Here is a 23,639-nt window from a genome sequence, read left to right as displayed (position 1 = left end):
ATTCAAGTGAGGGCTTCCCAAATGCTACATCACCGCACAATGTATCGTAACTGCCGACTGTCCTCCAACAAGATATCCATAATGGCATTGCTCGTTTACGCTCTATTTGTCACAGCGGGCTGCAGTGGCGGCGGCAGCTCGGCGGATGCTGCGGATCCATCCACCGGCAGAGTGGTATTTTCTGTGAACTGGGATCGCGCGACATCCATGTCAATGGTTGAAAAAACCACCAGGTACGGCTTGGTCGATTGCGCAGATGTGGCCACCGTTACCGCTATTGTTTTGGACATGGACGGCGTCGTGCTGGCCATCGGCGGCCCGTGGCCCTGCAGTGATCATCGGGGGTCCATTGCAAGCGTGCCTGCAGGCGGTTTCGTCCGAGTAGCAGTGATCGGTCAAAGTGGCGACGGCCTGAGTCTTTATTATGGAGAATCGGAGCCTTTTTTTCTTCCACCCGGAGATACTGTTGATGCAGGCATCATCACAGCCGTTTCTTTCGTACCGACCCTGAGCGCTCCGGAAGATGGCTCTCGGGTGGCGATCGGCAGCCTGACCTTCATCTGGAATCCTATCGCCGGTGCCAAGCGCTATCAAATCAGCATCGCGAGCACCCCTGATTTCCGGGATGAGGACATCCTGCAAACCATATGGACGAAGCTATCCTCCTTTCAGTTCGATACCGGCACTCTGGAAGAGGGCGGGGTATACTTTTGGCGCATCCAAGCAGAGGACGGCGCAGGTTTCTTGGGAGGGCCATCGACTCAGCGAACTTTTCAGGTAACCCGGGAACTCCTTTCGGTGGACATTATCGAGCCGTTCACCGGAACCCAAGTAATTTACGGCACGCCTATTGCTTTTGACGCCATCGTTTCGGATGCCGATGGCGAATTGCTATCGCCCAATGTGCTTTCCGGAGTGCAGTGGTGGTCCGAACAAGACGGAATCCTTGCCCAACAATTAGCATTCTCCACTAATGTTCTATCCCCGGGCACGCACACCATCACCCTTGATGTAACCAGTGCAGCCGGTTTGACGGGTTCCGCCCATGTTGTGGTGGAGGTCACGGACAATGCCCCCCCAACCGCGTCCATCCTTTTGCCGGAGCATGAATCGAACATCACACTCCAGCCTGGGGAAAGCCTAACTTGCCAGGGCACCGGCATTGATCCTGAAGATGGCAACCTATCGGAAGCACAAATGCGCTGGCGGATGATCCATCCGGATGATCCGGAAACCCTTCTGTGGGAAGCTTTCGGCGCAACGGCAATGATCGATTACCAGGCGTTCCGAAATGTAAGCGGTCCCTACAGGATCACACTGACCGCCACCGATAGTGAGGGCGCAACGGACACCGACATCGTGGATGTCACCGTAGAAATAGTCGTCAATGAGACTCCCGAAGCCACCATCCTGAGGCCTCTGGATGGAACCTTGCAATCGATCGGGCCCGGAGATGCACTGGTGTGCAGGGGTAATGCCGTAGATCCGGAAGATGGCGCTTTGACAGGACAGCAGTTGCATTGGCGGATGGTGCGAGTGGACAACCCCGATACAATCCTCTGGGAATCATACGGAACAGTAGCATTTATTGACTATCCGGTTTTCGCCAGCCGCAGCGGCGCGTATAGGATTTCATTGACGGCAACCGATTCCCAAGGAGCGTCCGATACCGCCTCGGTAGAGGTTTTAATCGAAATCATTACGGTCAATCAATCGCCTGAAGCGACCATCACACTACCGGAAACCGGAATCATGTATGACGAAGTTGTTCCCGTAGCCGGGAGCGGCTGGGATCCTGAAGATGGCCCCCTGCCCGGCTCCAACCTACGCTGGGAACTCTTTTATTTTATGGACGGACAATACATGGATACCGGTTGGGACTATCAAGGGAGTGAAACCACAATTGATATAGGATTTCTTTACGGATTCGATACCGACCAGTTTCGCATTCGTTTGACGGTTACAGACTCCCAAGGGGCAACCGGCACAGCTGTCGTTGACTTTTACAGTAATTGGTGATTGCCGGTCGGATCCACCCCTATCGCGCAAACAAAATTGCCACCGCCATTTTTAACATAAGGATAATATGCCGAAAATGAAAGCGATCCCATTTGCCATTGTTGCCCTCATCCTGACACTTGGCACCTTGCCTGCGGCGGCTCAGAAGATCGACGGCCGCACCGGCTTCACCTACCAGGCCTGGACCAGCGATGCCGACGAAAGCGCCAGTCAATGGCACCTGCCGATCCACCTCGATCTGCGCGCTAACCGTTTCTCCATGCATCTGACTGCGGGATATGCATACACTTCAGGAGACCTATCTGGGGACACAAGTCGCTCAATAGAGGGTTTTCTGGACACCCAGGTCGGTGGCGCCTTTTTATTGCCTGGATGGATCGGTTGGGATTGGATGGCGGGTGTCGATCTGAATCTGCCCACGGGGCGCACCGGCTTGGATGAGAGAGATCTCCGTATGATGCTCGATCCGGACTTGGTGAATATCATCAGCCCGGGGCAAGGATTCAACATAAATCCTTATTTAGGAGCAGCACGTAGTTGGCAGCGCTGGCTGGTTGGGATAGGTGCGGGGTACGCTTTTCAAGGCAAGTACGACTACAGCAACCTGACCCGGGATTATGACCCCGGGGATTTATTCAATGTTGCAGCCCGGGTGACCTATTCATTTTCGGACTTCTGGCAGTTGTCCTTTCAAGGGCAATATGCAACGACAAGCAAGGACAAAATCAACGGCATCGATATGATGAAAAAGGGCGACACCTGGCTTATGAGGGCGGCCCTTGCCCGGACCGCTGCACGCTGGGACATTACCCTTTCCACGCAAACCATTCTCAGAGGAAAAGCCCGCTTCGTTGAGGCCGGCGGCAACGGCCTGAGCACTGAGGCACGCAACAGCCAAGGCCAGGAATGGACAATCGATCTCCTGGGCGGATACCGCCCGTACCCCGGCACAGGCATTAATGCAGGCTTTCAGTTTCTTTATCTGCGGCCCAACGACTATGAAACCACCTCTCCCCTGTATATGGGACGGCGGCAGAAGTACACACTTGCAGTGGGCTTGATTCAACAATTGACCGATTCGCTGGAGCTGGACTTCGGCCTTAAGGGCTTTCTTATGGACGACGATCCCAACTGGCTCCACCTGAATGAAAGCCGGGAGTATCACGGGTGGAGCGTGAGCGCCGCCATCGTTCATCGCTTTTATGGACCTAGATGACAAGACCCGGTTAACATTCAATGGAACAATCTCTTATGGTACATCCGGAATTGGGGTGTTTCATAGGAATGAACAACCCTTGGTAAGTACCCCCGGCGTCCCGAAAGACAATTTGACACGGCCCCGGCACTTCTTCCTGCCGACAACCTCAAAGCAGGGGGCCAAGATGAACATACCCAGCGCAATTTTTGGTACACTGCTTGCCCATCCCCTTCGATTGCATTGAAGGAGGCCCGCTTGGCGACGATTCACCATGTCATCATCGGCAACGGCATTGCCGGTATAAGCGCGGCCGAAACCATCCGCACCTACGATCCGGACAGCGACATCAGCGATCTGCCCCTGGCCGGTGCCGCTCCCGAATGGTACTCGGAAAAGGCGGTGGCCATCGGCGCCTACTTCGTCGCATCGGGCGCCTACACCGTTCTGGGCCCCATGCCCCCCATCACCGGCAGCATGGATGTGGTCCATCTGCTGACCCAGGGCCTGAAGGCGGTCGTGGGCGCCACCTTCGCCGTGGAACCCGACCCGGAAAAGGCGGCCGTGCTGATCCGCAATCGCATCGAAGCCAAGCGCAAGGGGTTGGGGTTGTGACGGTGGGCTCGTTCGTTTTTTGGGTTTGTTTTGTTTATTGAGTTTGTTGGGTTTTTTGGGTTGGGTGGCTTATACCGAGGCGCAGCATTTTGCGCCGCAGGGTGTTTTTGTCGATGCCCAGGGCCTGCGCGGTGGCCATCTTGGCGCCTTGGTGGCGGCGCAGGGCTTGTACAATGGCTTCGCGCTCGATGGCCTTGAGGGTCATGCCTTCCGAAGGAGGCGGCTCGGAGGCCGGTAGAAGATGCTCGGGCAAATCTTCCAAACGGATGATGTCGCCGGGGCACAAAACGAAAGCGTGTTCGATGGCGTTCTCCAACTCGCGGACGTTGCCCGGCCACGCATGCTGCATCAGGGCCGCCATGGCCTCCCGAGAGACGCCCTGCACCGAGCGCGCCCTCAGATGGTTGTAGCGCTGGATGAAGTGCTCGGTCAGCAGTGGAATGTCTTCCTTGCGCGCCGCCAGCGGAGGCAGGTCGATCTTAAAAACATTGACGCGGTAGTAAAGATCATCCCGGAAGTGCTCCGCGCGCACCTGCTGGGCGAGGTCGCGATGGGTGGCGGCAACGATGCGGGCATTGGTCGCCACCGGGCGACTGGCGCCCAGCGGCTCGTAGGTTTTTTCCTGCAGCACACGCAACAGGCGCACCTGCACGGCGGGGGAGATGTCGCCGATTTCGTCCAAAAAAATGGTGCCGTTTTGCGCCATTGCGAAACGCCCCGGCCGATCCTGCCGGGCGTCGGTGAAAGCACCGGCCTTGTGGCCGAACAGTTCCGATTCGATCAAGGTGTCGGGCAGGGCGCCGCAATTGACGGCCACGAAGGGGCCTTGTCCCTGGGGACTGTGGTGGTGGATGGCCCGCGCCACCAGCTCCTTGCCGGTACCGCTGGCCCCCTGAATCAAGATGGTGCTGCCGCTGGCCGCCACCTGGGGCAGCAGGTGGAACAGGCGCAGCATGGCGGGCGACTTGCTGACGATATCGGCAAAGGAATGGTCCTTGGCCAACGCCCTTTGCAGCTCCCGAATGGCGGACATGTCCTGGAAGGTTTCCACGCCGCCGACGACATTGCCCGCTTCATCCCGCAACAGGGCGGTGCTGACGCTAATGGGAATGCGGCGCTTGTCGGCGCGGTAGACATGCACGGACAGATTGGACAGGGGCCGGCCGGCCTTCATGGTACGCCGAATCACACAACCCGATTCGCACGCATCGGCCCTGAACACCTCGAAACAGAAACGGCCGATGGCCTGATCCTTGGGCGTGCCGGTGATCCGCTCGGCCGCACGGTTGAAGGAGGTGATGCGCCAGTCCAGATCCACGGTGAACACCCCTTCGGCAAGGCTGTCCAGGATGAAGTCGTGGTGATGCACAAAGGCCGCGGCCATCGGTTGTCCCCTTTGTGACCCCGCATCCGGAGCGAGACGGGCAGGACCTCGTTGGTCACCCGCCGCAACGGCGCATTTGCGGATGGTGACGCCTTGGGTTCACTTTGTTCCCTATCTTTGCATTCGTCAAGCAAAAACCTTTGGCGTGGGATGATCTTCGGCCCCTCGGCGCGCTGCGCGCACCGAGGGGCCCAAATGTACCGCGCGATCAGCACACGGGCGATGCCGGTGCGCCGACGCTGGCGTTCAGGTATGCTTTTTGCTACTGGCGGCATCAGGACACTTCACCCATCCGAACCAACGACAGCAGACGGTTGGATCGTCGCCATGCCCCACAAGCAACGCATCACCGACCATGGCGCCATCCTGCGCCACAAACGCAGGCGCCGGCAAGCTTCCCGCAAGTCACCGACCGCATCGGTGGAATCGGTGGCGGCGGCTTTGCCGGTGTTTCATGGAAGGGTTGCCCCGGTGCTGGACACCTGCACCCAGTTGCTGATACTGGGCCCCGAACCCCGCCGCCTGCCGCTTGCGTGCAGCGGTTTGGCGGATCGGGCCGAAGCATTGCAGACCCTGGGCGTCCAGGTCGTGATTTGCGGGGCGTTGAGCCAACAATTGGCCGCCTTGCTGGCTGAAAAGAAAATCCGGGTGATCTGCGGCATCGCCGGCAATGTGCCGGCAGTGGTGCGTGCTTATCAACAAAACCGACTGCACCTGCCCTGTTTTCATCTGCCGGGCTTTTGGAAGTCCGAGCAGGGAACAATGTGAACCCTTTGCGCCTTACGCGGGTGCATCCGGTTTCCCCGATCTTGTCCTCGATGGACCGCGGCATGCGCTGCAACGGCTCCTTTTCGATGAATTCATAGTGGGTTAGGCCGCCCCCAAGAGCTGGCACCCCTGTTGCAAAACCATATACCGGCAACTGCCGATTCCCATTCCTCTTTGTTGGACTGGAGCGCCGCCATGATGACCCGCAAACAGTTCTTTCAGCACCTCCTGCTCAAACTGGCGCACGCCGCCACCGGTGACCGCCCCCAAGCACCACCAAAGCCATCGGTGAATGGGTCGGGCCCCGCGATGCTCGCCTTCACCGAGTTGAGCCCGTCCCTGGTAGCCATGGAGGCCGATGTTTCAGGACGCAGCGAAGACGCCCACGAGAACCCCGCGGCATTGCGCCGGCAGTTGTACGCCCGGCTTCGGGAGCGCGCCCGTTCTTCCGGCGGATCGCTCCACGATAATGCAGATTGATTCAGCGCAACAATTGTTTTGCCGTTCAAGCGACCCCGTTCGAGGATAAGAGATTCAACCGCAGGATTCCCAACTTTCAAGGAGGCCGTCCATGGAGCGTTTTGGCGCAGGTTATTTGGAAGAACGGAAACTGGTGCCCCGGTGGCCCCAGCCGATTCCGGCCATCGTCGCCCTGGTGCTGACGCTGGCGATTTTTTACGCCTCCTGGTGGATTTTCCAGGACCCCCGCGGCTGGATGCGCATGTACACGCCCTACGTGGGCTACATGTACACCCGCTGGTGGCTGATCATGCTGATCTGGATGGTCTACATCTTCAACTACTGGCCGTTCAAGCGCAGTTGGTTGCAAAAGAGCCATCCGCTGCTCAAGGGAGCGGTGCTCACCCTCATCTCGGTGGCCATCCTCTATGTGCTGATCAAGGGGTTTTTCGAGACCCTGTTGGGCAATTTCGGACTGGCCTACTTCAACCCGGACCAACTGATGCGCCTTCCGGGCATCACCGAATTTTTCGCCATCGAATACGCCGCCCTGGCGTGTCTGATGTTCGCCGCCATCGCCTCCTGGCTCAGCCCGGCCTGGGTGGTGGCTTGCGAGGAGGTGCCCTGGCAGGGAATGAAACAGCCGGGCAAAGGCATCAGCATCCTGGTGATGACCTTTTTTCTGAGCACCCTGGTTTACTTCATGACCATGCATTCCCACATGGGCATTCTTTACTACCCGTGGCAATATTTTACATCCATCGCCCCGCCCTACTGGGAGCGCTTCGCCGATACGGTGTCGGGCAACTTTCATGTCTCCTGGATCATGTGCTGCACGGTGACGGTCTGGATGGTGGAAACCATCTGGGAGCGGTTCCCGTTCAAATTGATCAAAACCGGTTGGCGGCGGCGCATCGTGGCCTTCTTCGGCATCATCGCCATCGCCTTTGCCCTGCACTTCTTTCTCTATTTCGCCCAGGAGCTGACCTGGGGCGGCGCCATTCGCGGCACGCGGCGGGATGCGGCGCCGGATTGGCGCTGGCTGCATGTCGGTGAAATGGCGGTCTTCTGGCTGGTACCGGCACTGTTCCTCAATTTCTACTGCAACAATTGGCCCAAACGATTCAGTCTGCCGGTCAACGTGCTGGTGCGCACGGTTATCACCATCGCGGCGGCGGCGCTGCTCTATATCTTTTACTATGCCACCTCCCACGTTTTTCTGGGGACCCAAAAGGGATTCTCCCATCCCCAGCAATTTCCCATGATCCCCACCATCTGGCTGATCAACATCTGGCTGGCGCACCACTGGTTCATGGACAACTGGCCGGCCTGGAAAATGGTGCCCAAAACGGCCGATGAAATGGCCGAAGAACAGGCCCTCGAGCAGGCCCAAATCGACGAGATCCGCTGGAGCCCCTCCCTGGGGTGGGGCGTCGGCGCCGGGGTTGCCTGCGGCATTCTGATCTACTTCGTCGCCGTGGGCGTTCTGCCATGGGTCTATGACACCATCACCATTATTCGATAGGCAACAGGAGGAACGCGTATGTCTTCCGACGATAAAGGCAAGATCAGCCGCCGGGACTTTTTCCGAGGTGCGGCCATGGGCGCCCTGGGCGGCACGGCACTGGCCATGGGCCTCTACTCCTATTCTCCGTGGCGCAAGGCCCACCTGCCGAAGATCGAGCGCAAAATGGCCGACATCGGTGTATGCAAAAACATCAAGGTCACCAACATTTCGGAAACCAGTTGGTTCAGCAATGCCGACTTGATGGGCGACATCAAGGGCGCCGGCGGCTTGCTGGTCAACCAGTACAGCTACAACTGGCCTCCCTTCGGCGACGGCACCGGTCTGGGCAAAGGCAGCTACGACAAGGGCATCGCCAAAATCAAACACCTGCTGCCCCATGATCTGGACGAAGCGTGGGCCATTACCGAGAAGCTTTCAATGCATCCGGAAAATGCCGGCGGCTTCGCCTGTCTGATCGAACTGGAGGACATGCAGGGGCGGCAACACAAATACCTTTTGGACAGCGGCTGGTCCTTCAAATGGATGGACGAATGCTTCCAGCGCGAAGGCATCGATCAAATGCTGCGCGACCGTGAGATCGAAGCCCTTTTCATCTCCCACGAACATTTCGACCACTTCTGGGGCATACCGGTCACCTACAAGTACGACCCCACCATCACCACCTACGTTCCAGACGGATTTTACCCGGAAGGGATCAAATTCCTGAAGGATTCGGGGCACAAGGGCCAAGTGGTGACCGTCAAACCGGGGCTCAATCCGGTTGTGCCCGGCTTCGCCTCTTTTGTCTTCGCCATTCCCATCATCTGCCGGGTCTACGGCGAACAATCCCTTTACTTCAATGTCAAGGACCTGGGTCTGGTGAGCGTCACCGGCTGCTGCCACCAGAGCATCATCCAGTTCGCCGAAACCGCCTACCAGGAGATCCAGTACGAAAAGGACCAGTTGTATGGCGTTTACGGCGGGCTGCACATCTCGCCCTTCGAGGACTGGGATCCCAAGTACGACGACCTGGTGCTCTCCCTTGGCAAATACGGCTTCCAGAAGATCGGCTGCAACCACTGCACCGGCATCCTGTGCGCCAAAAAATTCGTGGAAGCCGGCTACCCGGTGGTCAAAGGCACGGCCCGCCACCGGTCCAAGGAAACGGTCTACCTGGGCAACGGCGACCAAATCGGATTCGGTATCGAGGTGTAAGCCTTCTTCCAGCGGCGGTGCAGGGAGACGGGGCCCGTACCGCCGCCAATTTCCCCGACCGGGGAGCACGACCATGCAACTGGAAACCTTTTTCCGCGGCGACATCCAAGCCCGTCCCGAAACGGCCATCCAGGAACTGCTGCGCGCCATCCTGGTGCGCACCCATTTCGCGCCCGTGGTGCGCCACCTTCTCGGTTGGCGCGGATTGAAACAGACCACCGCCGCGGCGGAATGCTGGACCGCCAAAATCGACCGCTGGGAAGGGGTTTTCGGCATCTGCTTCGAAGGGTTGGATCCGCTGCCCCAATGGGTGCGCGGCCGGTTCGCCCTGTTCTATTTCCCCCACCCCGACGAAGCCTTGGTGGAAAAGTGCACCCTGCGTGCCGCGGCTACCACCCAGGAAGAAGACTACCTGCGCCGCATACGCAATTTCGCCGCCTTTCCCGATTGGGCGAACCTGTTCACCATCGGCAAGCTGTACCTTGCCGTCCAGCGCAGCGGCCAAGGCCTCGCGCTCACCCTGGGCGCCCTGTCCCGGCTGCGCATTTTTTGCGAAAAGGGCATCCGGCTGCCCCGACAGGGACAAATGGTGACCTTGGTGCCGCCCGGTACCTGGGAACAGGACTTCCCCGCCTTTGAAGCGGCCTGCGCCTATTTCGATGTGCTGGCGGCCTCGACCACCTTCAATCTCGACCGGGCGCCCAGCTACTTCGGCGCCCAGCACCGCCCCGGCCACCATCTGGTCCGCAGCGGCGCCGGCAGGCTGCGCCAGGCGCCCTCGGATGAAATCCGGCATGAAACCCTGGTGCTGGGCTACGGACAAGCCGCCTTCGCGGAACTCGATCCGACCGATCACCAAAGCCGTGTCGTTTGCCGCTGGACCGGCGATCAACCCGTTCCCCCGTCGGTTCAGGACCGTCTCTGGTGGCGGGCGCACCAGCTACAGGGCAGTGCGACCATCGACAAAACCGCACTGGGCGTGGACGAGCGGCCGCCGCTGATCCTGCTCACCGGCTTTCTGGGCGCCGGCAAAACCACCTTTTTGCAGCACTTCATCGAGTATCAAACCCAACGCAGCCGCTTCGTGGCCGTCATCCAGAACGAAATCGGAGAGGTGGGCCTGGACGGCAAACTGCTCGACTACACGGTCACCGAAATCGACGAAGGATGCGTCTGCTGCAGCCTGGCCGGCAACCTGAAACGGGCCGTGCGCGGCATCCTCGCCGCCTTCACCCCCGATATCATCTTGCTGGAAACCACCGGGCTGGCCAATCCCTACAACCTGCTCGGCGAACTGGACGAACTGGAATCCATCGTGCGCTTCGACTGCACCCTGACCATCGTGGACGCCGAACATGCCGCCGCCACCCTGGCGCACCATCCCCTGGCAACCGACCAAGTCCGGGCCGCCGACCTGATCATGCTCAACAAAGCCGATCTCGTCACCGCAGACCAGTTGGAAAGGCTGACCGCACAACTACAACAAATCAACCCGCAGGCGCCCGTGTTTCACACCACCAACGGCAATCTGAACCCGGCCTTGCTGCTCCAACCGGTCAAGCAGCCACGCGCCACCCGCGCCGACCATTTCCCCTCCCAACACCCTTCCGGCCACCAGCAGGAGGATGTGTGGGTCAAAACCATCGCCCTCCAACACCCTCTGGACCAAGCCGGTTTTTTACAAACCGTGCAGCGCTTGCCGTCCACCATCTTCCGCATGAAAGGCGTACTGCATTTCAACAACGCGCCGCAGCCGATGCTGTTTCAATATGTGGGCGGCCGTCACACCCTCAGCCCCATGCCCCAAGAGACCACGGAAAGCGATTTTCTGGTGATCATCGGTCACGGACCCAAGGATCCGTCCACCGTCAACGCCCTGGGGGCCCTGGCCGGTTGAACTGTTTTACCGCCTTATCGATGCCGGGCCCTTTGCCCAAAACCATCCCACGCATCCATGGCAAGGGTCCTTGCAAGGCCGTGTATTCCGTGCCGCTGACCCTTTCGCTGAACACCTCTGGCTTTTTAGGGTGTTCTGCAGTATCCTGCCGACATGTGATCCTCAAATCATGTTCGGTATTGTCATATATTCGCCCACCCGGAACCCGGAGGCTGCAATGACCGCCACCGTTCCCCCGAAAGCGCCGCCGAAAGCACAGCGCGCGCTGCCACTCAATGGCCCCAGAATGCAGGAGGTTGTTCATGTTCAATTTGCGTTTTGACGAAAACAAGTGCCTGGCCTGCGAAACCCACGACTGTCTCACCCGCTGCCAGTACATGGCGATGGACATCCCCACGGCCAAGGCGGAGATGGAGAAACTGATCCAGGGACGCGAAAGCCGGGTGCTGCACGACTGTGTCACCTGCTATGCCTGCGAGGAGTATTGCCCCCTGGGCAACCACCCCTTCTACCTGATCGTCACCCGCCAGGAGGAATTGGACATCCTGCCGCTGCCGTCGCCGCTCATCAAGCGGGGCGTCCAGATGGCGATCCCCTTTCGCGGTGAACCGGAGATCGAACCCATCGCGGGCCGGGCCTTGAACATGGGCGTGTTCAGCATGCTGGTCCCGCATGTGCAAGGACGCCTGTTCGAGGATGTCACCCTCATGTCCACCGATTCACGCAAGATGTTTCACTACTTTTGCCAATTGATGTACCTGCACTTCGGGCGCACCTCGGTGATCAACGAGCGGCTCGAAGAAAGCATCGCCACCATCGCGGCCCACGGCGCCCGGGAGGTGATCCATTTCCACGACGAGTGCTACGGCACCTATGCCTCCTATGCGCCGGCCTTCGGCATCGATGTCCCCTTCAAATCGGTACACCTGTTCGAATATCTGTATGAACGGCTCGGCGCCATGCAAGACGATATCAAACCGCTGAACTACAAAGTGGCCTATCAGCGCCCGTGCTCTTCGCGCCTTTCGCCGGACAAGCACCCCTTCGTGGACAAACTGTTCGACCTGATCGGAGTCGAGCACGTCCAGCGTGAATTCGTGGATGAAAACGCCCTGTGCTGCGGCAGCACCATCATGGGTCAGAGACGCGAGGGCAGTCGCCGCTTCTGCCTGGAACTGCAGCAGAAGAACATCGACGACATGAAAAAGGCCGGCGCCCAGCTGTGTGTCTTCAACTGTCCGGCCTGCATGCAGACCCTGGGCAAACCGGTGGCCGATGCCGGCATCATGCCCATTTTCATGAGCGATCTGTGCCGGCTGGCCATCGGCGAGAAGAGTCCTTGAGCAACCGCGGCGCACCTTGCAACAACCCCGGATTCACCCAGGAGGTAAGGATTTCATGGACAAGATATACAGCGCGTTGACACAGATCGTGGGCGAGGATTACGTTTCCAACCGCCCCGAAGAGCTGTTCACCTATTCCAAGGATTTGGGCACCTCCCCACCCCAATTTCCCGAATATGTGGCCGCCCCCCGCACCGCCGAGGAGGTGAGCCGGATCGTCCGGATGGCCAACCAGGAGAAGGTAGCGGTGGTGCCCCTGGGCGGCGGCATGACCCTGGCCGGCCTGGCCCTGCCCCTGCGCGGCGGCATCGTGCTGGACCTCAAGCGCATGGACCGCATCATCGAGTTGAATGAAAAGGCCCGCTACGTGGTGATCGAGGCCGGCGCCTCCCACGGCAAGCTGACCGCCCACCTGCACAAGCATGCACCCCACTTGATGCACTCGGAACCGGGCGCGCCGCCGGCGGCCACCATCGGCGGCAACCTGGCCATCCACGGCCAGGGGGATCTGGCCCACCCCTACGGCTTCAACTCCGACATGCTCAACGGCCTGGAGGTGGTGCTGCCCACCGGCGAAATCTGCCGCTTCGGCTCCTGCGCCATCGGCTGCGCCTGGTACACCCTGCACCCGTTGCCCGACCTGGGCCTTTTCCTCGGTTGGAACGGCAGCACCGGCATCATCACCAAGGTCTCGTTGCGTCTGTTTCCCTGCAAGAAGTTCCGTGAAATGGACATCTTCGTGGTGGAAGACGAAACCCTGATCCCCGATGTTCTGTTCGCGTTGACCCACGTGGGCATGGCCGAAGACCTGGTGGCCTGGAGCAGCGCCATCCCGCCGTTCGCCAACGAACTGCACCACATCAGCATCAACATCACCGGCGATTCCAAAGAAGAAATGGAGTTCAAGCGCCGGCAGATCTTCGATATCAAGTTGAGCAAGTATATCCGTGACGGCGTGGGCGCCATCGGCGCCGTGGCCCAACCCAGCGAACGGCCCCAGATCAGCAAGTCGGCCGACTGGAAAAAGGGCGGCGGTTTCGAATATGTGGGATCCATCATGCCGGTGGCGGCCTACCCCGAGTGCTACCGGCGGGGAGCGGAAATCTCCACGCGCCACGACATTCCCTACACCGTGCTCGGAAGGGTGATCGGCGCCGCCCACGGCATGATGTTCTCCTGGTCCTACGCCTTCAACCGTGCCGACGACCGCTCGGTGCAACACGCCCGCGACGCCCTGCACGAAACCGACGACCTGGTGATGGAACTGGGCGGCACCATCTGGAAACCGGCCGTCTTCGGACAGCAGTTGCTCATGTCGCGCATGGACCCCAACACCCTGCAGATGATGAAAAAAGTCAAAACGATGCTCGATCCCAACGGCATCATGAACCCCGGCAACTGGGAGGTGGCCTGATGGCGCTGGCACAATACAAGTATAAAGACGACATCCACCGCTGCTTCCGCTGCGGCTACTGCAAATTCCCCGGTGACTGGAGCGACGTCACCAATTGCCCGGCCTACGCCCGCTTTCGCATGGAAAGCTACTCCACCGGCGGCCGCCTGTGGCTCATCCGCGCCTGGGTCAACGGCGAGCTGCAGTGGTCCGAGCACCTGGGCCGAATTGTCTACGCCTGCGCGGCCTGCAACAACTGCGTCGAGAAGTGCCCCCTCTCCTTCAGCGACGACATCGTTCAGATGGTGGTGGCCGCCAAAAACGAAATGGTCGAACTGGGCCTGCTGCCCACGCCGGTCAAAACCTACCTGCAAAACGTGCAACTGCACGGCAATCCATACGGCCTGGCGGCCAAGCGCCGCGGCGAATGGATGGCCGATCTTGCCGTGGCGCCCTACGACGATCAGGAATTTCTCCTCTTCGTGGGCAGCGAAGGGGCCTACGACAGCCGCGCCCAACAGGCCGCCCGGGCCCTGGCCCTTACCTTGCAGGCCGCCGGCCTCTCTTTCGGCGTCCTGGGCAAAGAGGAAACCGACGACGGCAACGAAGTGGAGCTGCTGGGCGAAGACGGCCTGGCGGAAATGGTGGCCCAGCAGAACATCCAAACCTTTCAAAAAAAAGGCGTGCGCAAGATCGTCACCTTCTCGCCCCACGCCTACAACGCCTTCAAAGCCATTTATCCAAAGTACGGCGGCCGGTTCGAAGTGTGGCACTACACCCAGCTGCTGGCGCAACTAATGCGCAAGGGCGCCATCAAGCCCGCGGGGGCGGAGGCCGCCAAGATCACCTTCCACGACCCCTGCTTTCTGGGCCGCTGGCACAACGAATACAAAGCCCCCCGCCAGGTGCTCCAGGCGATCCCCGGCGTCCAACTGGTGGAAATGGCGCGCAACAAGAAAAGCGCCCTGTGCTGCGGCGGCGGCGCCGGCAACGCCGTCATCGACCTGCTGGGCGGCAGCCCGGACAGCCCGGCCCGCATCCGCGCCCGCGAAGCCGCCGCCACCGGTGCCGCCGTGCTGGCCGTGGCCTGCCCCAACTGTCTGACCATGCTCGAAGATGCGGTCAAGGTGGAAGGATTGGAAGATCGGTTGGCGGTGCGGGATATCGCGGAGTTGATCCGCCCGTGACATTGGCGGATCCACCTCTCTCAAAAGAAAGCGACCGCTTGTAACGGGCGCTTTCTTATATCTGAACACCGCAGGTGATCGGCCTTATTTCAAGTAGTACCGCCGGGGATCGAAAATCCGCAGCAAACGCAGTTCCTCCGCAGCAGGGGGCGCAACGGTCCGTAGTTGGTCGCTCACCTTTAGCGACCAGCCGCAGGCGGCGCGCACCCGTTCCACTGCGTCGTGGATCCCCGGCGCGTCGCTGTCGGTCATGACGTGGGTCAGGGTGAAGGTGTCGTCATTGCCCGACTTCTCGAAAACCCCCAGGCTGGAGACCAGGGTGCGTACGCGATCGCCGGGGGCGGTGACGAAGGGCACCTTTTCCAGGAACCGTCGGCGGGACTGCTGCACGATCACCATGGATTCGCAGGCCCCGGTGGCCACGTCGTTGGCGCCGCCGGAACCGGTGATGTAGAGATCCTCGGCGGCCCAGTTGGAATTGATGTTGCCGAAGCGGTCGACCTGGGCCGCGCCCAGCACCCCCAGGCAGCGGTTGGTGGCGCCGCAGGTGAACACCCCCAGGGTGTCGAGGGTTTCGGTGAGCATCTTGCAGGTGCCGAAGTTGCCGAAGTTGAGCAGAAAAGGTTCGCCCGGCCGGGGCGAATTGCCGAAGTAGCCCAGCTCCACCATCAATTCGACAAGCAGCCCCTCTGCCTGCAACTGATACTTGGCCAGCCAGGCGGCCAGGTTGGCGGTGCCGGCGCCGGCGAGCAGGGTGCGGTGGCCGGCCTCGCGCACCCGCTCCTGGATCAGACGGGCGGCGGTGACCACCATCCGTTCGGTGGCGTTGGAATCGGGGTCTTCCGGGATGCGGTCTTGCACCTGGGCCAGTTGGTGACGCCAGGCGTCCTTGTGGGCGGCGCCTTTGAGTTGCAGCACACGGTCGGCGCCGAGACGGGTGGTGTAGGCCGCGAAATCGGGACAATCCCCCACCCACTGGTCGATCCAGGTGTCCAGGGCCGCGGGGTCCTTGCAGGCCCGATTGAATTCGGTCATGAAGGCGTAATCCTCGGCATAAGGTTCAAACCCCTCCAATCCCTGGCCCCACACGCCGCCGGGGTGGGCGCCCAAAGGGGCCACCGAGACCGACTTGACCATGTAGGCCGGCAGCTTGACCAGATGGGCGTGGCGGCGGATATCGTCGCTGCTCACCAGCTTCTCCACGGTCACCAGCACGCCGCCGGTGCTCGCCTTGGCTCCCCAGAGGCTTTCGCTGTACGGGGCGGTGAGAATGGTGTTGCCTTCGCGGTCGGCGACGGCGCCGTGGACGATGGAGATGTCCGGGTTGAGGGCCTTGACCAGCCCCAGGGGCTTTTCGCCGCCGAAGGGATCGTCGAGTTGGCGGAAGGTGTCCGCGTTGGCGCCGGCCAGGCTGCTGCCCAGCAGGGAGGCGGTGGGCATGGCCGGCACCCCCAAGGCGCCGGCCATCAGCCGCAGGGGAAAGGTGAGAATGGTCCACTCCTCCAGTTCCACCGTTTTCGCGGCGTAGGCCTTCTGGCAGACCGGATTGGGGCCGTACCAGGGGTAGACATTGCCCGAGAAGCTGGTGATCACCTTCTTGAGCAAACCCATGTGCAGCAGGATGATGACCGTGTCGCGGATGCCGCGCATGATCAGGGTGAAGTCGGGCCGCGTGCCCCGGAAACGCCGGGCGATCTCCAGGATGGCGGCGTGGGAGCAGCAGTGGGTGGCGGCGATGTGGATCGCGGCGCCGGGCCGCACATGGCGCGCCACGGCCGTGCCCAGGTCCATCACCTTGTCTTCGCCTTCGTTTTCCGGCAATGCAAAGGTGTTGTTCAGCAGATCGTCCAACCGGTTTGGCATGATGAGCCTTTCTCCTTGGTTCATGTGTGCCATGGCACACATTTCTCGGGGGCGGATGTGCGCCATGCACACCGTCCCATCTTTCTCCCCCCTTATCAGAAGCAATGAATAGCATGTATCGCCAATAAGTTGAACCATCGTCCGATGCATCGCGCCGCAGGCACGCAACTTGAAATATGGGATTCATTTTCGTCGGGGGCTCAGAACCCGAGGCGCCTTGAAACATGCGCTCGTTTCAGGCGTCCGGATAGGGATTGAATCATGGTGATGCACACACAGGAGGAGGAAATGCGAAGGCTTCTGAAAATCGGGTGTCAGGGACTTGGGTGCTGTATGGCGGCGCTGGTGGTGCTGATCATGGGAACGGCGTTGGCAGGGTGCGGTGCCGGCACGAAAGACGAACCCTCCGATCCGCCCGTTCTATCGGGCGTCTTTGTGGACGGCCCGGTGGCCGGACTGGAGTATGCGACCCCCACCCTGAACGGTTTGACCGACAGCGACGGCGGGTTTGAATACCGTGAAGGAGAGATCGTGACCTTTGCCGCGGGCGAAATCGTGCTGGGATCGGCCGAAGGCGGACCGGTGCTGACGCCCATCGACATCGGAACGGGGCCCTGGAGCTCCGCCAACATGACAGCGGTCAACATCGCCCGATTTCTCCAACTGCTCGATGTGGACGGCGATCCGGCCGATGGGATCGCGATCATCGAGGCCATGCGGCCCCTGCTCGCCTGGGACGCGGCCGACGGCGCCAACGACGGCACCCTTTTTCAGGACGAAACATCCGTTTTCCTGAATTCGGGCCCCTTTGCAACCTTCCTGGATCGCATCATCGGCATCCTGGACGATGCCGCCGTCTTCTCCGCCCACACACCGCGCACCCTTGCCCTGCGAACGGCCACCGGCGCCCGCAGACATCTGGATGCCACCCTCACGGCATTGGCGCCCCATCCCTTTGCCCCCTATGTCAAAGAGGTGGGCATCGGCGTGACCGACCTGGATGCATCCAAGGCATTTTATGATACGGTGATGGGCCTGCACCATCGCGACGACAGGGTTTCCTCGGACAGAAGCGAGACGGTGTATGAAGACAATCGGCCCGTCTCCGCCACATCCACGCCGAACCGGCTGGTACTGATGAAGTACGATGACGACACCATCGATTGCACCAACCGCCCGGTCAAGCTGGTCTTCGCCGTTGCCGATGTCGATGCGGTGTACGCCGCCATCGTGGCCAACGGCGGCACCGGTTTTTCAGCGCCGGCCGATCAACCGGGATTGGGGCGCATCGGCATGGCCCTCGACCCGGACGGCTACCTGATCGAACTGATAGAATTTGCCGTTCCCGGAACCTATTTGACCGCCATCGGCATCGGCGTGCCCGACATCGCGACCAGCGACGATTTCTACACCCGGGTGATCGGCATGCGGCTGAAATACTACCTGCATGTTCCCTACTTCATGAACGAGGCCATCCTGCAGTCGCGTCTCAGCCCTTCTTATGATTTGAGCCACGGCATGGACGTGGTGCTGATGGACTACTTCAATCCACGCCCGTATGACAACGTACCGGCCCGGATCACCTTCACCGTTGCCGACCCTGCGGCCGTAACGCAAGCGATCCGCGACGCGGGGCTCCTCGTCGTTCAGGAGCCGACCGCCGGCCTGCCGGGCATCGCCAAAGATCCCCTGGGCTATGAGACGGGACTTGTCGCAACCGTGCAATAGGCGGCAAACGGCCGGAAGATGGTGTCGGGCCAATTGCCCCGCGGACCCGGCATGCAATCCGCGCCGCCTGCAACGATTTACATAATCTCCTTGATGGCGGCGATCAGTTGCTGCTCATCGGGGATGTAGAACCGCTCCAGGGGCGGGCTGGCCGGTACCGGGATATCGGGGCCGGTGACCCGCCGCAGCGGTGCCTTGAGGCTGTCGAAGGCCCCTTCCATCACCACCGCCGCCACCTCGCCGGCAAAACCGCCGGTGCGCGTGGCTTCGTGCAGCACCACCAGGCGGCCGGTCTTGCGCACCGAATTCAAGATGGTCTCCTTGTCCAAGGGCACCAGGGTGCGCAGGTCCACGATCTCCATTTCGACGCCCTCTTGGGCCAACTGTTCGGCCGCCTTGAAGGCCACGCCCAGCATCTTGGACCAGGTCACCACGGTGACGTCCTTGCCCGGGCGCTTGATGTCGGCCGGGCCGATGGGTATCAGATATTCCTCATCGGGCACCGGTCCCGGCGCGAAGTAAAGCAGCATGTCTTCGATGAAGATGACGGGGTTGGGGTCCCGGATGGCCGACTTGAGCAGGCCCTTGGCGTCGGCCGGCGTGCCGGGCATCACCACCTTCAGGCCGGGGCAGTGGGCCGCCCAGGCCTCCAGGTTGTGGGAGTGCTGGCAACCGGCGCCGATTCCGGCGCCGCTTTTCATGCGCACCACCAGGGGAAACGACGATTTGCCGCCCGACAAATAGCGCAGCTTGGCGGCATGGTTGACGATCATGTCCGAGGCCAGGGTGAAGAAGGGGTTGAACATGATCTCCACCACCGGTTTGAGGCCCGCCTCGGAGGCGCCCACGGCCAGGCCGGCGATGGCCGCTTCCGACACCGGGGTGTCACGGATGCGTTCAGGCCCGAAGGCGTCGATCAGCCCCGCGGTGGGAAACATGGGGTTGTCGTGAATGCCCACGCCGACCCCTTCACCGGCGACGAACACATCCGGATCCCGGGTCATCTCTTCTCGTAACGCCTGGTTGACGGCTTGTCCCATTCCCAATTGTTGCATGATGGTGTTCCTTTCATGGTTTTGGCTAAGCGAATACATCCTCCAGGGCCTCATGGGGCTCGGGATAGGGGCTCTCCTCGGCGAAGCGGATGGCCTCCTGCACCAGGGCATCGATCTGCGCCTCCAGTGCCTTGAGCGCCTCGGTGCTGATGGAGCCGTCGGCCAGCATATCGCCGCGCAGCTTGGGAATGGGGCAGCGGGCCTGCCAGGCGGCGATCTCCTCCTTGGGCTGGTAAATCTGGGGATCGGCTTCGCCATGGCCGCGCCAGCGATAGGTCTTGTACTCGATGAGGGTCGGTCCCTCCCCGGCCAGGGCACGCGCGCGGGCCTCCATGGCCGAGCGGTAGACCGCCAGGGTATCGTTGCCGTCGACCACCACGCCCGGGATGGCATAGCCCGCCGCCCGGTCGGCGATGTTCTCGGCCTTGGTGTGTTCTTCATGCCGCTGGGCGCCGGCATACATATTGTTCTCGCACACGAAAATCACCGGCAGATGCCATACGCTGGCCAGGTTCACCGCTTCGTGAAAGGAGCCTTCGTTGGTGGCGCCGTCGCCCACGAAACAGACGGTGACGCTTTGCTCCTTGCGGTATTGCTGGGCGAACGCCCGGCCGACAGCGATGGGCGGTCCGCCGCCCACCACGGTGGTGGTGCAGGGGGCATTGACCTCCGGCACCGCAAGGTGCAGGGTGCCGCTCTTGCCCTTGTTGCAGCCGGTGCGTTTGCAAAAGATTTCGGCCATCAGCGCATTCGGGTCGGCGCCCTTGGCCAGCAGGTGGCTGTGGCTGCGGTGGTTGGTGATGATCGCGTCCGTCGGCTGCAGGGCGGCGCACACTCCGGCGCCCACCGCCTCCTGGCCCGTGCACAGGATCATCATGCCGGGGATTTTGCCTTCGATCTTGCACAACTCGGTGAGGGATTCCTCGAATCGCCGGGCGAGCAGCAGGAATCGAAGCATTTCCATTTTTTTCGCCAAGGGGATTTCCATTGGACCTCCTTTGGGGGTGTGTTGCATGCTGGATGTTCTTCAGGACTGCCATGCCCGGCAGATCGAAGCGATCAGCCGGGCGCAGCGGCGCGGACGGGCCTGCAGCAACAGGTGGGGGCCGTCCAGGCGATGGAGATGAAACGGCACGAAATGGTGGGCGAACCACCGGGCGGACCGGGGGCGGACCAGCCGGTCCCGGCCGGCCTGCAGGTAATGGCAGGGAACGGCAAAGGACCCGTCCATCCGAAAATCGGCCCCGGCGATCAGCCGCAAGCGTTGGGCCAGCACCGCCGGCGCCACCTCTACCAGCGCCCGGCGCAGCGACATCGTCAGCCGTGGATCGGCGTGCCGGCCGAGGGCAAAGGCCCGCAGCAATGGCCCGGGCAGGAGTTGCAGCCAGCGGCCGGGAAGGGTAAGCCGACGGACCGGGCCTCTGAGCAGGGGATGGGGTGTTCGGGCAAAGGCGGCGCAAAAGATGACGCCCTGGATGGTGTGGCGCTTTTGCGCCAGCAGTTCGAGGGCCACCAGTCCGGAAAACGATTCCGCCAGCACCACCACCGGTCCGGGGGGCAGCCGATCGGCCACGCGGCACGCCAATCCGCCGATGGACAGGCGCTGATCGGTTGGATAAGCGACGATTTGATAGGGAATGTCCCGCGGCAGGCGGTCGGTCAACGGCCGGAACAGGTTGCCGGTGCCGTGCAGGCCGGGCAGCAGCACCAGGGTGGCTGCGTTTTGGGAGGGTACGTCATTGGGCATGGTTTGACATTTCACGGCAACGCAACGGGTAGTGGACGGCGTCCGACACATTTATGCTGTCGTCCGGACGCCGTCCTGCAGTGCGAATCAGGCCGATGGCGGCGCGGGTGTCTTGGCCGCCGCCATCTCCTCCTTGGCGATCGGTATCTCGATCTTGTGGGTCTCCGGCTGCATCTTGCCGATGATGGTGGCGTGGTAGTGCTCCTCCTGCAATCCGCGGTAAAGGCTGTAGCACATGATCAGCAGCACGATGGTAAAGGGCAATCCGGTGGCGATGGCGGCGCTTTGCAGGGCCACCAGGCCGCCGCCCAGCAGCAGCACCGCGGCGCACAACCCTTCCACCACCCCCCAGAAGATGCGCTGGGGCACCGGCGAATCGAGTTTGCCGCCGGAGGTGAGATGATCCACCACCAGGGAGCCGGAGTCGGATGAGGTGATGAAAAAGATGGTCACCAACATAATACCGATGAAGGAAGTGATCTTGGTGAAAGGAAAGCTTTCGAGCATAACGAAAAGGGCGGTGGAGACATCGGCCGACACGGCCGCCGCAATGTCGGCGGCGCCGGTGAGCTGCAACCAGAGCGCCGAGCCGCCGAAAGAGGACATCCAGAGAAAGGAGAGCAGCGTCGGGAAGACCATGACCCCCAGGATGAATTCGCGCACCGTGCGGCCCTTGGAGATCCGCGCGATGAACATGCCCACGAAGGGCGACCAGGAGATCCACCAGCCCCAATAGAAGATGGTCCAGGGGTTCTGCCAGTTGCTGCCCTCGGCGCCGTAGAAGGTTTCCACCCAGAAGCTCAATTGGGGAAGATTCTGAATGTAAAACCCCAGGTTTTGCGTGAAGGCCTTCAGTATATAGACCGTCGGACCCACCAGCAACAGGAACACCATGAAGGCGCCGGCGGTGTACATGTTGGCCAGGCTCAGGTTTTTGACGCCCTTGTCCAGACCGGAGGCGATGGACAGGACGGCAAAGAGGGTGATCACGCCGATCAGGACCACGGCGAAGGTCGTTGTGGCAGGGAATCCGAACAAGTAATGCAAACCCGACGACACCTGTTTCACCCCCAACCCCAGGGAGGTGGCCAATCCGAAAAGGGTGGCCAGCACCGACAGCACATCGATCAGATTGCCCCAGAAGCCGTAAATTTTTTCGCCTAGTAGCGGGTAGAAAATGGACCGGATGGTCAACGGCAAGCCGCGATTGTAGGCGAAAAAGGCGAGGGAGATACCCACCAGGGCGTAAATGCCCCATGGATGGATCCCCCAGTGGTAGTAGGTGAGCCCCAGGGCCACCTGCGCCGCCTGGGCGGATTGCGCCGGCACATCGAACATGGGCGAGGGGGTCAGGAAATGAAAGATCGGCTCGCCGACGCTCCAAAACATCAGGCCGATCCCCATGCCGGCGCTCATGAGCATGGCGTACCAACTGAAGGTGCTGAACTCCGGCAGGGCGTCCGGTCCGCCGATACGGATGTTGCCGTAACTGCTGGCGGCGATCAACACCATGACGATCACAAAAAAATTGGCCGCGAGGATATACAACCATCCCAGGGAGTTGCCGATGCCATCCACCACCCCCTGGAAAAAGGCGGCCGACTGTTCCCGAAACACGAGGGTAAGCACGATGAAGAGCAGCACCAATCCGCCCGCCACAAGCGCGACCTGGGGATGCAGATCGAAGCCGTAACCGGTCCAGTTGTTTTCACCCGGCTTGTGCCCGCCGGATTCGTCATAAAAGCTCGCCGTGGGCACGATCTGCAAACCGCGAAAGGTGCGGCGCTCGTGGATGGCCTTCTGTTTCTGCTTTTCGTAGTGTTCGCGCGCCATTTGGATGGCTTTGCGCTCGTAGGTCAACTCCTTGCGCTTCTTGGCCTTCTTCTGCTTTTTCGCCATGGGAGGTTTCCTTTCTCTATAAGCAAAGGGTGATGGAATGCCTTCGTTCCGATCGCGAATAGGGGCGTTTTGCAGGGGCGGGTCCCCGATGTCGGCCGCTACCACAATGCTGCTCCGAAACGGCGCGATTGTCAACCGGCGGATGGTTGCGGCGGATGGCAACGGACCGGCAACTCAAGCTGAAGGCGGCTCGCCTTTACGTTGGAGCTTGCGCTTCTCAACCCCCAGAAGCATTCATTTATCGCAATGATTCGCATTCCGATGGCTGTTATATTGGTCGAATGGCGAACAAGTACGAATGTTACGGATGCCCCGTAGGCTGCGTAGGCTGCGTAGGATGCGTAGGGTGCGTAGGGTGCGTTGAA

General features: G+C 61.0%; 18 protein-coding genes. 12 read left to right on the top strand and 6 right to left on the bottom strand.

Annotation, left to right across the window (positions count from 1 at the left end; translation table 11 throughout):
- Positions 1-81: 81 nt before the first annotated feature.
- The 3 genes from MRX98_RS14785 (at position 82) to MRX98_RS14775 (ending at position 3,829) form a co-directional block, all read left to right on the top strand.
- On the top strand, positions 82-2,019 hold the full coding sequence (locus tag MRX98_RS14785; protein ID WP_246911150.1) for an REJ domain-containing protein: 1,938 nt from the start codon (positions 82-84) through the stop codon (positions 2,017-2,019).
- 67 nt (positions 2,020-2,086) lie between these two features.
- Positions 2,087-3,235 (top strand): transporter, encoded by a 1,149-nt coding sequence (locus MRX98_RS14780; RefSeq protein WP_246911149.1) that lies wholly within the window; start codon positions 2,087-2,089, stop codon positions 3,233-3,235.
- Between the two features lie 237 nt (positions 3,236-3,472).
- Positions 3,473-3,829 (top strand): hypothetical protein, encoded by a 357-nt coding sequence (locus MRX98_RS14775; protein WP_246911142.1) that lies wholly within the window; start codon positions 3,473-3,475, stop codon positions 3,827-3,829.
- A 34-nt stretch (positions 3,830-3,863) separates the two neighbouring features.
- Here MRX98_RS14775 and MRX98_RS14770 read toward each other — a convergent pair whose 3' ends face one another.
- Complete coding sequence (locus MRX98_RS14770) at positions 3,864-5,213, bottom strand: sigma-54 interaction domain-containing protein (RefSeq protein ID WP_246911140.1); 1,350 nt, start codon at positions 5,211-5,213, stop codon at positions 3,864-3,866.
- A 327-nt stretch (positions 5,214-5,540) separates the two neighbouring features.
- Between MRX98_RS14770 and MRX98_RS14765 the strand changes: the two genes are divergently transcribed.
- From MRX98_RS14765 to MRX98_RS14730, 8 genes are all read left to right on the top strand, one after another.
- Positions 5,541-5,981: a NifB/NifX family molybdenum-iron cluster-binding protein gene (locus tag MRX98_RS14765; RefSeq protein ID WP_246911135.1), complete on the top strand. Its 441-nt coding sequence runs from the start codon at positions 5,541-5,543 to the stop codon at positions 5,979-5,981.
- A gap of 195 nt (positions 5,982-6,176) precedes the next feature.
- Positions 6,177-6,461, top strand: a complete 285-nt coding sequence (locus MRX98_RS14760) for a hypothetical protein (RefSeq protein ID WP_246911133.1) — start codon at positions 6,177-6,179, stop codon at positions 6,459-6,461.
- Between the two features lie 91 nt (positions 6,462-6,552).
- Positions 6,553-7,965, top strand: coding sequence for a hypothetical protein (locus MRX98_RS14755; protein ID WP_246911132.1), 1,413 nt, complete (start codon positions 6,553-6,555; stop codon positions 7,963-7,965).
- 18 nt (positions 7,966-7,983) lie between these two features.
- Positions 7,984-9,162 (top strand): MBL fold metallo-hydrolase, encoded by a 1,179-nt coding sequence (locus MRX98_RS14750; protein WP_246911131.1) that lies wholly within the window; start codon positions 7,984-7,986, stop codon positions 9,160-9,162.
- Between the two features lie 73 nt (positions 9,163-9,235).
- Positions 9,236-11,059, top strand: coding sequence for a CobW family GTP-binding protein (locus MRX98_RS14745; protein ID WP_246911129.1), 1,824 nt, complete (start codon positions 9,236-9,238; stop codon positions 11,057-11,059).
- A gap of 302 nt (positions 11,060-11,361) precedes the next feature.
- The gene (locus tag MRX98_RS14740; RefSeq protein WP_246911128.1) at positions 11,362-12,402 is read left to right on the top strand and encodes a heterodisulfide reductase-related iron-sulfur binding cluster; all 1,041 of its coding nucleotides are present in this window, start codon (positions 11,362-11,364) and stop codon (positions 12,400-12,402) included.
- Between the two features lie 55 nt (positions 12,403-12,457).
- On the top strand, positions 12,458-13,816 hold the full coding sequence (locus MRX98_RS14735) for an FAD-binding oxidoreductase (RefSeq protein WP_246911127.1): 1,359 nt from the start codon (positions 12,458-12,460) through the stop codon (positions 13,814-13,816).
- Positions 13,816-14,982: a (Fe-S)-binding protein gene (locus MRX98_RS14730; RefSeq protein ID WP_246911125.1), complete on the top strand. Its 1,167-nt coding sequence runs from the start codon at positions 13,816-13,818 to the stop codon at positions 14,980-14,982. The genes MRX98_RS14735 and MRX98_RS14730 overlap by 1 nt, the downstream gene beginning before the upstream one ends.
- A gap of 84 nt (positions 14,983-15,066) precedes the next feature.
- Here MRX98_RS14730 and MRX98_RS14725 read toward each other — a convergent pair whose 3' ends face one another.
- Positions 15,067-16,845 (bottom strand): CoA-transferase, encoded by a 1,779-nt coding sequence (locus tag MRX98_RS14725; protein WP_246911124.1) that lies wholly within the window; start codon positions 16,843-16,845, stop codon positions 15,067-15,069.
- 261 nt (positions 16,846-17,106) lie between these two features.
- Here MRX98_RS14725 and MRX98_RS14720 point away from each other — a divergent pair, with 261 nt between their 5' ends.
- Entirely contained in the window at positions 17,107-18,573 is a 1,467-nt protein-coding gene (locus tag MRX98_RS14720) for a VOC family protein (protein WP_246911123.1), read from the top strand.
- Between the two features lie 77 nt (positions 18,574-18,650).
- On the opposite strand, the gene MRX98_RS14715 is transcribed toward MRX98_RS14720, so the two are convergent.
- The 4 genes from MRX98_RS14715 to MRX98_RS14700 all read right to left on the bottom strand — a co-directional run bounded on the left by MRX98_RS14715 (position 18,651) and on the right by MRX98_RS14700 (position 23,274).
- Complete coding sequence (locus MRX98_RS14715; protein WP_246911121.1) at positions 18,651-19,628, bottom strand: alpha-ketoacid dehydrogenase subunit beta; 978 nt, start codon at positions 19,626-19,628, stop codon at positions 18,651-18,653.
- Positions 19,629-19,653: 25 nt separating this feature from the next.
- A complete protein-coding gene (locus MRX98_RS14710; protein ID WP_246911119.1) occupies positions 19,654-20,616 on the bottom strand; it encodes a thiamine pyrophosphate-dependent dehydrogenase E1 component subunit alpha in 963 nt (320 codons plus the stop codon).
- A gap of 39 nt (positions 20,617-20,655) precedes the next feature.
- A complete protein-coding gene (locus MRX98_RS14705) occupies positions 20,656-21,375 on the bottom strand; it encodes an alpha/beta fold hydrolase (RefSeq protein ID WP_246911117.1) in 720 nt (239 codons plus the stop codon).
- 87 nt (positions 21,376-21,462) lie between these two features.
- A complete protein-coding gene (locus MRX98_RS14700; RefSeq protein ID WP_246911116.1) occupies positions 21,463-23,274 on the bottom strand; it encodes a BCCT family transporter in 1,812 nt (603 codons plus the stop codon).
- Positions 23,275-23,639 lie beyond the last annotated feature (365 nt).

Origin of the sequence: Desulfatitalea alkaliphila, from assembly GCF_022968795.1 — a bacterium.
Taxonomy (GTDB): Bacteria; Desulfobacterota; Desulfobacteria; order Desulfobacterales; family Desulfosarcinaceae; genus Desulfatitalea; species Desulfatitalea alkaliphila.
The sequence above is the reverse complement of the archived record's forward strand: the minus strand, read 5'-3'. Positions and strand labels throughout refer to the sequence as shown.